The organism is Polaromonas sp. P3_C2 (assembly GCF_056402675.1).
In genome coordinates this window covers 1-11,002 of sequence record NZ_JBFUGX010000055.1, presented here as the reverse complement: position 1 = coordinate 11,002, position 11,002 = coordinate 1, and the positions used below count along the sequence as shown (strand labels likewise).

The 11,002-nt window shown below is 62.3% G+C and carries 8 protein-coding genes and 1 pseudogene; 2 read left to right on the top strand and 7 right to left on the bottom strand.

The genetic code is table 11. The features are described 5' to 3' along the window. The 4 genes from AC1DWI_RS04335 to argA all read right to left on the bottom strand — a co-directional run. Positions 1-775, bottom strand: a 775-nt coding sequence (locus AC1DWI_RS04335; RefSeq protein WP_477724428.1) for a histidine kinase dimerization/phospho-acceptor domain-containing protein, incomplete at its 3' end; no start/stop codon positions are given. A gap of 176 nt (positions 776-951) precedes the next feature. Next, complete coding sequence (locus AC1DWI_RS04330; RefSeq protein ID WP_477671674.1) at positions 952-1,584, bottom strand: LysE family translocator; 633 nt, start codon at positions 1,582-1,584, stop codon at positions 952-954. Then, complete coding sequence (locus tag AC1DWI_RS04325; RefSeq protein WP_477671673.1) at positions 1,581-1,829, bottom strand: DUF1272 domain-containing protein; 249 nt, start codon at positions 1,827-1,829, stop codon at positions 1,581-1,583. Before AC1DWI_RS04325 ends, AC1DWI_RS04330 begins: the two co-directional genes overlap by 4 nt. Positions 1,830-1,903: 74 nt before the next feature. Further along, positions 1,904-3,253: an amino-acid N-acetyltransferase gene (gene argA, locus AC1DWI_RS04320; protein ID WP_457282738.1), complete on the bottom strand. Its 1,350-nt coding sequence runs from the start codon at positions 3,251-3,253 to the stop codon at positions 1,904-1,906. Positions 3,254-3,489: 236 nt separating this feature from the next. On the opposite strand from argA, the gene AC1DWI_RS04315 reads away from it, so the two are divergent. Beyond that, complete coding sequence (locus tag AC1DWI_RS04315; RefSeq protein ID WP_477671672.1) at positions 3,490-4,710, top strand: sensor domain-containing diguanylate cyclase; 1,221 nt, start codon at positions 3,490-3,492, stop codon at positions 4,708-4,710. A gap of 119 nt (positions 4,711-4,829) precedes the next feature. Next, a complete protein-coding gene (gene hrpA, locus AC1DWI_RS04310; RefSeq protein ID WP_477724427.1) occupies positions 4,830-8,729 on the top strand; it encodes an ATP-dependent RNA helicase HrpA in 3,900 nt (1,299 codons plus the stop codon). A 170-nt stretch (positions 8,730-8,899) separates the two neighbouring features. Here hrpA and AC1DWI_RS04305 read toward each other — a convergent pair whose 3' ends face one another. The 3 genes and pseudogenes from AC1DWI_RS04305 to AC1DWI_RS04295 form a co-directional block, all read right to left on the bottom strand. Next, positions 8,900-9,058: a DUF3309 family protein gene (locus tag AC1DWI_RS04305; protein ID WP_457282741.1), complete on the bottom strand. Its 159-nt coding sequence runs from the start codon at positions 9,056-9,058 to the stop codon at positions 8,900-8,902. Positions 9,059-9,446: 388 nt separating this feature from the next. After that, positions 9,447-10,622, bottom strand: a complete 1,176-nt coding sequence (locus AC1DWI_RS04300; RefSeq protein ID WP_477671670.1) for a pyridoxal phosphate-dependent aminotransferase — start codon at positions 10,620-10,622, stop codon at positions 9,447-9,449. 111 nt (positions 10,623-10,733) lie between these two features. Further along, positions 10,734-11,002: pseudogene (locus tag AC1DWI_RS04295) on the bottom strand (transcriptional regulator); the annotation flags it as partial.

Below are 11,002 nucleotides of genomic sequence, written 5' to 3'. Positions count from 1 at the left end.
ACACAGGTTCCAGCGACAGCGACAGCTTGCCGGACTCGATCAATGCCAGATCCAGGATTTCGTTGATCAATTCCAGCAGGTACCAGCCGGCCTGGAGAATCTGGTCCACACTGCGTTTTTGCGAGGGCGTTGGCTGGGGTGTGCCGGACTCGATCAGCTGCGCAAATCCGAGAATGGCGCTGAGCGGTGTGCGCAGCTCGTGGCTCATGCTGGACAGGAAATCCGATTTGGCGAGGTTGGCCTTCTCGGCCACGGCCATCGCTTCCTTCAGGGCCACTTCGACCTGCTTGCGTACCGAGTTGTCGGTGCCGATCAGCAGGTAGCCGATGATGGTGCCGAAATCGTCGCGCAATGCAGTGATGGACACGATGGCCGGAAAGCGGCTGCCGTCTTTACAGATATAGGTGAGCTCGTAAATGTCTTCGATGCCTCGCGAGGCCTTGAATGCAAGTGCCTCGAAGCCGGGCGTGATGGTGGTGGCGAGCTCCAGGCTCAGTGCCTGTGCCCGGGCCATCACTTCCTGGGGGTCGTGGATGTCGCTGGGGTTGATCTTGTTGACGACCTCGGCCGCCATATAACCCAGCATGCGTTCGGCACCGACGTTGAAGAGCTGGATGATGCCTTTTTCGTCGGTTGCGATGATCGAGAAATTTTCGCTCGTCAGGATGGCCGTCTGCAATGCGCCTGTCTTGAGCAGTGCTTCCTGGCGCTTGACCTCTATGCCATCGGCTTTGGCAATGGCGTCAAGAACGCTCAGGCTGGTAATAGGTGACATGGGCCATGTTTCTGTAAAAGTAACGACGACCCTGCGAAGCGCCGACTATGGGCGGCGCTTCCAGAATCCTGGCCGGGGATATGTGAAGTCTTTGCAAAGACTCCGGCAGTGTACAGGTCTTGCCTGAAAAGTCCGTGCGCCAGCGCACATAGCGGGGCCGTGCAGCCCGGGCGCGCCTAGCTGTTCGCGCGCCGATAGAACGCCAGCGAGCCCGCCAGCGCCAGCAGCGCGCCGCCGCAGGCGCGGTCTATCCAGCGTGTGGCCGAGGCCTTGAGCAGGCGTATGGCGCGTGCGCCTATGAAGGCATAGCCGAACATCACGGAAAAATCGATGCCGGCGAATACCAGCGAAATGGCGAGGTATTGCGGTGCCTGGGCGGCAGCCGGGTCAATGAACTGCGGGAGCAAGGCCGAGCAAAAGAGGTAACCCTTGGGGTTGGTTACGGCCACCAGGAAGGACTTCATGAAAATCGCGCGGCCGCCGTGCTGCATGCCGGCAATGCCTTCGGCGGGAATCTCAAATCCGCCGCGTGAGCGCAGCAGGCGAATGCCCAGCCAGGCCAGGTAGACCGCGCCTGCCCACTTGAGCACCGAGAACCAGAACTCGGAGGCCGCCAGCAGTGCACCCAGACCGAGAGCTACGGCGCCTACCAGCACGAAGTCCGATACCACGGCACCCAGCATGCCGGGCACGGAGCGGCGCACGCCGTAGCGCGAACCATTGGCCAGCGCCAGCAGGACGGTGGGGCCGGGCGTGGCGATGGCTACCAGCGCCACGATGGAAAAGAGCAGCAGGGTGGTGGTGTTCATGGTGCGGCTCCGCAACCCTGAGGTTTAAAAACACGCTCTTTCGAAGGTGGGTATTTGGCCAGCATGTCGGGCGGGCGGCGCGGCCGTGCGCTAAATTCACCGCCGCAGTTGGGGCAGACGCCTTTGAGCTTGGTGGTGACGCAGTCAACACAAAACGTGCATTCAAAGGTGCAGATGCGGGCATCGGGCGACTCGGCGGGCAGGTCGCGGTTGCAGCATTCGCAGTTGGGGCGGAGCTGGAGCATGCTGGGGTTTCCTGTGTAGATGGGATGGGAGGAGTCACCGGATGCTAAAGAAAAACCGTTCAAGGGGAAAGCCCCTAGGACAACTTCTTGACCAGCACCTGGCTCTTGCGGTCCCAGTTGTATTTGCGCTTGCGGCCTTCGGGCAGCCAGTCCGGGTCTACCTGCACAAAACCGCGCTTGATGAACCAGTGCATGGTGCGGGTGGTCAGTACAAAGATGCTTTGCAGGCCGGCCGCGCGGGCGCGCTGCTCGATGCGTTTGAGGATTTTCTCGCCGTCGCCCTGGCCCTGGCTTTGCGGCGAAACGGTGAGCGCCGCCATTTCCGCCGTTTTGGCTTCGGGGTAGGGGTAGAGCGCCGCGCAGGCAAAGATCACGCCGTCGTGCTCGATGATGCTGTAGTTGGCGGCGTCGCGCTCGATTTCGGTGCGGCTGCGTTTGACGAGGGTCCCATCGTTTTCAAAAGGCTCGATCAGCTGCAGGATGCCGCCCACGTCGTCTTCCGTGGCCTCGCGAAGCTCTTCGAGCTTTTCGTCGATCACCATGGTGCCTATGCCGTCGTGCACATAGATTTCCAGGAGCAGCGCGCCGTCTACCGCGAAGGGCAGGATGTGGCTGCGTTCCACGCCGGCCTTGCAGGCCTTGACGCAGTGCTGCAGGTAAAACGCGGTGTCGGTGGGGCGTTCCCCGTTGGGCAGGGTGGCCAGCAGTTTTTCGGCAGCGGCCAGCGGCAGCTCGGTGTCGATGGGGTTGTCTTCGCTTTCGGGCTGGTCGTGGTGGATGCGTATGCCGGGAATTTCGCTCAGGAAAATCAGCTTGTCGGCCTGCATGGCGATGGCCACCGAAGTGGCGACTTCTTCCATGGTCAGGTTAAAGGCTTCGCCGGTGGGTGAGAAGCCGAAGGGCGAGAGCAGCACCATGGCGCCGAAATCCAGCACACGGCCGATGGCGGCGGTGTCCACCTTGCGCACCAGGCCCGAGTGCTTGAAGTCCACACCGTCGAGGATGCCGACCGGCCGCGCGGTGATGAAATTGCCCGAAATCACCCGTACCGTGGAGCCGGCCATGGGGGTGTTGGGCAGGCCCTGGCTGAAGGCGGCCTCAATCTCGTAGCGCAGCTGGCCGGCGGCTTCCTGGGCACAGTCGAGCGCGACTTCGTCCGTGATGCGCATGCCGTGCGAATATTTTGCGGCGTGCCCCTTGGCCTTGAGCTGCTCGTTGACCTGTGGGCGAAAGCCGTGCACCAGCACGATTTTCACGCCCATGCTCTGGATCAGTGCCAGGTCTTGGGCGATGTGCTGAAGCTTGCCGGCCGCAATCGCTTCGCCGGCAATGCCTACGACGAACGTCTTACCGCGGTGGGTGTGTATGTAGGGTGCGACCGAGCGGAACCAGGGCACAAAGGTGAAATTGAAGACGGCAGACATGGGCGCGCTTTCGGGATCGGTTGTGGCGGGTCAAGGGCAGCCGGGACGGCGCGAAAGAGGCAAGCGGTCTCCCTGGGCGCTGTTTCCCCGGTAAACGGAAAAAGTCCAGTGAGTGTAAGGGAGACACCGCTGGCCTGAGGGAGGCAAATGCCGGCTTTGGCGAGGGTGCGCTTTTTGCCGGCGTACTTCATTTGGGGGTTTGCTTAATGAGGGGCGGCGGGGTATGGTTAAGGTTCATGGACAAATACGCGATCGGGTTTTGGGGCTGCTATTTCGGGTCAGCCAGCCTGATGCTGGCCGGTTCGGTATTTGCCTATATCCGGTCCCTGCGGCGCATTGCCGTCAATGCGGCTGTCTCGGCAATCGCCTCGACCTTTTTTGTGGTGGCCTTCCTGGGCGGATTGCCCATCGAGAACGCCGATGTTCTGGACCGTTTCCTGGCCCACGTTGCCAGCGTGGTATCCGCGCTGCTGGCTTACCTGCTGTTTTCCATCCTGGGCATCCTGCGCAACCCGGACTCGGCCCGGCGTGCCTTGACCTGGCTGGCGAGCCTGGCTCTTCTGAATATCGCGGTTGGCTGGGCATTGAGCCCGCGCCACGCCCTGGCACTGAGCCTGGCAGTGGCCTGTTTTCTGGGGCTGGTGGCAATGGCGCTCAGTCTTCGCAGTGCCGTTCGGGGGGATCGCCTGGCCTGGGTGGCCGTCTCGGGCGTCTCCTTCATGCTGGTGGCCATTGCGGGGTTGAGCTGGGTGGCACTGGACCGTGCCCATGTGCCGTGGCAGGTGCACGCGGTGACCGCTGTCGCCGGCACGTGTTATCTGGCCACCATGGCGGCTGTGCTCTGGACCCGTTATTCCTACCTGATCGAGCTGAACCGGGCCATGGCGCACGGCCCCAGCTACGACCCGGTCACGCGCATGCGCTCCCACAGCGAAACCGGCAACATGCTGGAGGCGGCCTTCAGACGTTACCGCGATGAGCCCGTGCCGCTGGGCGTGATTGTGGTGTCGGTGGCCAATCTTTATGTGCTGGAAAAGCTCTATGGCCATGCGGCCGCCAACCACGCACTGTTTGTATGTGCCGGCCGGTTGCGCCGCACCGTACCCGCGCATGTGGAAATGGGGCGCCTGGAAGAGAACGGTTTTTTGCTGCTGATGCGCAATTGCCATGACAGCGGCCAGCTGATCCACCTGGCGCGCAGAGTCCAGGCCGCCCTGGCGCGGCCGGTGGTGCTTAACACCACACTGGAGGGTGATTTGGTAGGGAACCAGCAGACGCGCTGGGTTGCCGAGGTCGGCCTTGGCGTGCTGCGGGTCTCCAAATCCGATGCGCGCGCCTCTTCGGCAGTGAGCATAGGGCGAGGCATGTCGCGCACCGCGCTGAGCTACCCGAGCCGCATTGCATGGTTTGACGAGACCAGTGGGGAAGCCGTCGACCTGCCTGTGCTGGCGGCCTGATCGCGGCGCCATAACCATAGCCGGTCCGCTGCGGGCTGGAACACCCGATAATTGAGCGCTTTGGCAGCGCTGCTGCCGCTTTTATCCTGCACTGCTTGCCTTTTTCTTCGCCTCCATCCTTGTCTCCCCTCGCCATTACCTTTCCAGAGTCGCTGCCCGTTTCGGGCAAACGCGACGAAATCACCGCCGCCATGGCGGCCCACCAGGTCATCATTGTCTGTGGCGAAACTGGCTCGGGTAAAACCACCCAGTTGCCCAAGATCGCGCTGGCCATGGGGCGCGGCAAGCTCAATTACCCTGCCGGACAGGGCCGGCTGATAGGCCATACCCAGCCGCGCCGCATTGCCGCGTCCAGCGTGGCCAAGCRCATCGCGGAGGAGTTGAAGACGCCGCTGGGCGACGTGGTGGGCTACAAGGTCCGCTTCCAGGACCGGCTYTCGCGCGACGCYTCCGTCAAGCTGATGACCGACGGCATCCTGCTGGCCGAGACGCAGACCGACCCGCTGCTCAAAGCCTACGACACGATCATCATCGACGARGCCCATGAGCGCAGCCTGAACATCGACTTTCTGCTGGGCTACCTGCGCCAGCTGCTGCCGCGCCGGCCCGACCTGAAAGTGGTCATTACCTCGGCGACGATTGATGCGCAGCGCTTTGCGGATTATTTCGCGTCCAGCAAAGGCCCTGCGCCGGTGATCATGGTGTCGGGCCGGATGTTTCCCGTCGAGCAACGCTACCGGCCGTTTGAGGAGTCGCGCGAGCACGACCTGAACGATGCAATTGCCGATGCCGTCGACGAACTCTGGCTGAGCCCGCACAGCGCTGGGGACATCCTGGTGTTTCTGCCCGGCGAGCGAGAAATTCGCGAGGCGGCCGATCATTTACGCAAGCACCTCGCGCACCAGCCGCTGACACGCAATGCCGAGGTGCTGCCGCTGTTCGCTCGCTTGAGCCAGGCCGAGCAGGACCGCATTTTTGACGGCCACAGCGGCCGTCGCATCGTGCTGGCCACCAACGTGGCCGAAACCTCGCTGACCGTGCCGGGCATCCGCTACGTGGTGGACGCGGGCACGGCGCGCGTCAAGCGCTACAGCTTTCGTAACAAGGTCGAGCAGCTCATGGTGGAGCCGGTGTCGCAGGCCGCGGCCAACCAGCGTGCCGGCCGTTGCGGCCGGGTGGCCGATGGTATCTGCATACGACTGTATGACGAGAAGGACTTCCAGGGCCGGCAGCCTTTTACCGACCCGGAAATCCTGCGCAGTTCGCTGGCTTCGGTGATTTTGCGCATGAAGGCGCTGCACCTGGGCAATGTGGAAGAGTTTGCCTTTATCGAGCCGCCGCAGCGCCGCGCCATTGCCGACGGCTACCAGCTGCTGGCCGAGCTGGGCGCGGTGGACGAGGACAACGAGCTCACCGGCGTCGGCCGCACGCTGGCCAAGCTGCCGCTGGACCCTCGCGTGGGCCGCATGATTCTGGAAGCCAAGGACCGCAACGCGCTCGACGAGGTACTGGTGATCGCCAGCGCGCTCAGTGTGCAGGACGTGCGCGACCGCCCCATGGACAAACAGGCCCAGGCCGACCAGCAGCACGCCAAGTTCGATGACGAGAAGAGCGAGTTCAGTGGTTACCTGAAGCTGTGGAAATGGCTCGGCGATGCGCGGGGCGGCCACGGCACCGACCACAAACTCTCCAATCGCCAGTACGAGAACCTGCTGCGCGAGAACTACGTCAATATCCGCCGCGTGCGCGAGTGGCGCGACATCCATTCGCAGCTGCATACCGTCGTGGGTGAACAAAAGTGGGTTCTGAATGACAAGCCCGCCAGCTATGAGCAGCTGCATTTGTCCATGCTCTGCGGCCTGCTCGGCAACATCGGCTGCAAGAGCGACGAGGAAGACTGGTACCTGGGTGCGCGCGGGATCAAGTTCTACCGCCACCCGGGCGCACGCCTGAGCAAAAAGCCGGGCCGCTGGATTGTGGTGGCCGAACTGGTGGAAACCACACGCCTTTTTGGCCGCGGCATTGCCAACATTGACCCGGCCTGGATAGAGCAGGTGGCCGGACATCTTTTAGCCAAGCAGTTGCTGGACCCGCACTGGGAGAAAAAGGCTGCGCAGGTGACGGCGCTGGAGCGTGCTACGCTCTACGGCCTGGTGGTCTACAACGGGCGGCGCGTCAATTTCGGCCGTGTAGACCCGGTGACGGCGCGCGAGATATTCATCCGCGAAGCGTTGGTCGCTGGCAACTGGGACACCAAACTGCCTTTCCTCGCGGCGAACCTGAAGCTGATCCAGCAGGTGCAGGATCTGGAACACAAAGCCAGGCGCCAGGACGTGCTGGTGGACGAGGAACTGATCTACGCTTTTTATGACCAGCAACTCCCGGCTGGCGTACACAGTGGTGCAAGTTGCGAACATTGGTACAAGGAGGAAGTCAAAAAGCAGCCGCAGCTCCTGCTCTTGACGCGCGAAGAACTGATGCGGCATGAGGCTGCAGGCATTACCACCCAGTCGTTTCCCAAGACACTGCGAATGGGCGGCGTGGATTGCCTGGTGACCTACCTGCACGAACCCGGCGACGCGCGCGATGGCGTGACGGTGGACGTGCCATTGTTCGCGCTCAACCAGGTTAATGAAGAGCGCTGCGAGTGGCTGGTGCCCGGCATGCTCAAGGACAAGGTCCAGGCGCTGATCAAGACGCTGCACCAGCGCCCGCGCTCGCGCCTGGTGCCCTTGCCCGACACTGCCGCCCGCATGACGGAGCAGTTGCTGCAGCCCGAGGTGTTCGGCAGCGGCTCGCTGACTGACGCGGTGCTCAAGCTGGTGCGCGACGCGACTTCGCTGGACGTCAAGCGCAATGACATGAAGCTGGACATGCTGCCGCCGCACCTGTTCATGAACTTCCGCATAGTCGACGAGCATGGCCGTCAGCTGGGTGCGGGCCGTAACCTGGGCGCGCTCAAGGGCGAGCTGGGCTCGCAGGCACGGGGTGCCTTCCAGGCGCTGGCGGGACTCAAAAACCTGGCAAAAGCACCCGAATCTGGGTCCGAAAAGACGTTATCCCCCGAAAATTCAGTATCAAATCGGCCTCCAGCCCAATCAGGACGCGCGCAAGCAGCTCCTGAAAAGATAGCGCCCAGAGCGCCGGAGCGCTACACCAGCTGGAGCTTTGGCGAGTTGCCGGAGCTGATGGAAATCCGCAAGGGTTCGCAGACGCTGATCGGGTTTCCGGCGCTCATTGATCTGGGCGACGCGGTGACGATCGAGGTGTTTGACGAACCCGATGTGGCGGCCGCGAAGCACCGCGCCGGCTTGCGCCGGCTGTTCTCGCTGCAGATCAAGGATGCGCTGAAGTACCTGGAAAAGAACCTGCCTGAACTGCAGAAAATGGCCACCAGCTACATGCTGGTGGGCCGCGCCGCCGACAATTCCGGCGGCGGTACGCTGGAGGAATTGCGCGAGCAGATCATCGAAGTGGCGTTGGACCGCGCCTTTTTGCTCGACCCGTTGCCGACGCACGAAGCCGAGTTCAAAAAACGCATCGACGATGGGCGAGGGCGCCTGACCTTGATTGCCAGCGAGGTGGCCCGGCTGGCTGCCGGCATCCTGACCGAGTTCGCTGTGGCCCAACGCAAGATCAAGGACACTAAAAATGCCGCCGAAGCCGCGGCAGATGCCGCCCAGCAACTGCAGCGCCTGGTACCCAAACGCTTTCTGACGGCCACACCTTATGGGCAACTGCAGCACTTCTCACGCTACCTCAAGGCCATCACGTTGCGGCTGGAAAAATGGCGCGCCGACCCGGCACGTGATGCTGCACGGATGGCCGAGTTGCGACCGCAGGAGCAGCGTTACTGGCGGCTGGTGGCTGAGCGAAAAGGCGCGGTGGATGCGCGCATGCAGGAATTCCGCTGGTTGCTGGAAGAGCTGCGTGTGAGCTTTTTTGCGCAGGAGCTGCGCACACCGCAGCCGGTCAGCATTAAGCGGTTAGAAAAGGTTTGGACTCAGCTCAATAGCTGAGTCCAGACCTTTCAGCGAAGGCTAACAACTGCCGAAGGCTTGTTATGCCGCAGCTAAAAAGCGTGGCAGCAACTGAATAGTTGAAACAGGCTTGTGAGATGGGAGCGCAAAAAAATGGCCTTGCTATGCAAGGCCATCTTCCCTGGTGAATCACCAACGGAAGGTGCGGACTAGATGCGTCCCATCAGCAGCAGGATGACCAGGATCAACACCACCAGGCCGACACCCCCGCTGGGCCCGTAACCCCAGCTCCGACTGTGKCCCCAGGTAGGCAATGCACCGACGAGGATAAGAATAAGAACGATCAGCAGAATGAGGGATAGGGACATTTGAAGCACTCCTTGTTATGTGAAGTGATTGTTTCCCGGTGCGGGGCGCAAACAAGCAGGATGAGCACCTGTCCAGCCGTCGGCAAATACTGACAGCCTTGGCTTAGAACCTGTTTGCGGTCTAAACGAGGCCGCGTTGGGGTGCAATCGGCGATGAGTGGGCCGCCCGGGCACGCCGCATGGGCTCATGCCCATGCAAGGGCCTGGGTGGCTCAATCGCGCGATTTCACCCCCAACCCGGAGGGCAAGCGCCTTCTCGGGCGGCCTGCGGCGCTAGCCCATAGCCGAGCTATGGGCATCGCACCGCGCCTTGCATCCCATCCCGAGAAGGTGCTTGCGCGGCCCCGTTTAGACCGTAAACAGGTTCTTTCACGCCGGCTTGCCGCGCTTACAGTTTGGCCAGCCGCTGCAGGGCCGTGTTCAATGTTTCGTCTTTTTTGGCAAAACAGAATCGCACCACACGCTGGTCAAAGCCGTTGCCGTAAAACGCCGACAGGGGAATCGCCGCCACGCCGATTTCGGTGGTCAGCCATTTGCAGAACCCGGCTTCGTCCAGGTCGCTCACGTCGGAGATGTCCACGCACTGGAAGTAGCTGCCTTCGCTGGGCAACAGTTTGAAGCGGGTTTTGGCAAGGCCTTCGCGAAACAGGTCGCGCTTGCGCTGGTAGAAGGCCGGCAGGTCCAGGTAAGGCTGCGCATCGGCCATGTACGCGGCAAGCCCGTATTGCACAGGGGTATTCACGGTGAACACGTTGAACTGGTGCACCTTGCGGAACTCGGTGGTCAGCGCAGCGGGTGCGGCCACGTAGCCGACCTTCCAGCCGGTGACGTGGTAAGTCTTGCCGAAGCTGCTGACAATGAACGCACGCGCGGCAAGGCCTGGAAAACGGGCGGCGCTTTGATGGATGCGTCCCTGGGCCGCATCGAACACCATGTGCTCATAGACCTCGTCGCTGATCAGCAGCACGTCGGTGGGCGCCAGGATGTCCTGCAGCGTGAGCATGTCGGCCTCGGTCCATACCGTGGCGCTCGGGTTGTGCGGCGAGTTGACGATAATCGCCCGTGTCCTGGATGTGATCGCTGCGGAAATCTTGTCGAAGTCGGGCCGGAAGGTGCCTGGCGTGAGGGGAACGCGCACTACGACGCCACCGGCCAGTTCGATGTTGGGCACGTAGCTGTCGTAGCAGGGCTCCAGCACGATGACTTCGTCGCCGGGGTGAACGACGGCCAGGATTGCCGTGATGATGGCCTGGGTGGCGCCGGCAGTGATGGTGATCTCGCTGTTGGCGTCGTAGCGGTGGCCGTAAAGTTTGGCCACCTTGGCCGAGATGGCTTCGCGCAGCGCCGGAACGCCCGTCATGGGTGGGTACTGGTTCAGGCCTTTGGTCATTGCGTCCGTGACGGCGTTGACCAGCTGCGGGTCACACTCAAAATCAGGAAAGCCCTGGCCCAGGTTGACAGCGCCTTTTTCAGCGGCCAAGGTGGACATCACCGTGAAGATGGTGGTGCCGACAGCGGGCAGCTTGGTTTTGAGCGTGGGGGTGCGTTCGAGGATCATGGTCATGATTGAGCTGGATGTGTTTCTTTTACAAGCGGCCGCCGCGGAACCGGCTTTGCCGGGCCGCTTGCGGCGCCCCCTGAGGGGGAGGCGGCCGCAGGCCGCTTCGGGGGGGAGTCAGACCTCATAGTCATTGACACGGCCGGCCATGGCCTTGGTGATCAGGGCGCGGTCCAGCTTGTCGCTGAGCAGTTCGGCGAATTTATAGACGAAATTGCGCAGGTAGGCGCTGCGCTTGAAGGCCACGCGGGCCACGTTGATGCCGAACAGTGGGCCCGCCGCGATGGCGATCAGGTCGCTGTTGGTGCCGTCTTCCTTGATAGCCATCTCGGCGACGATGCCCACGCCCAGTCCCAGGCGCACATAGGTCTTGATGACGTCGGAGT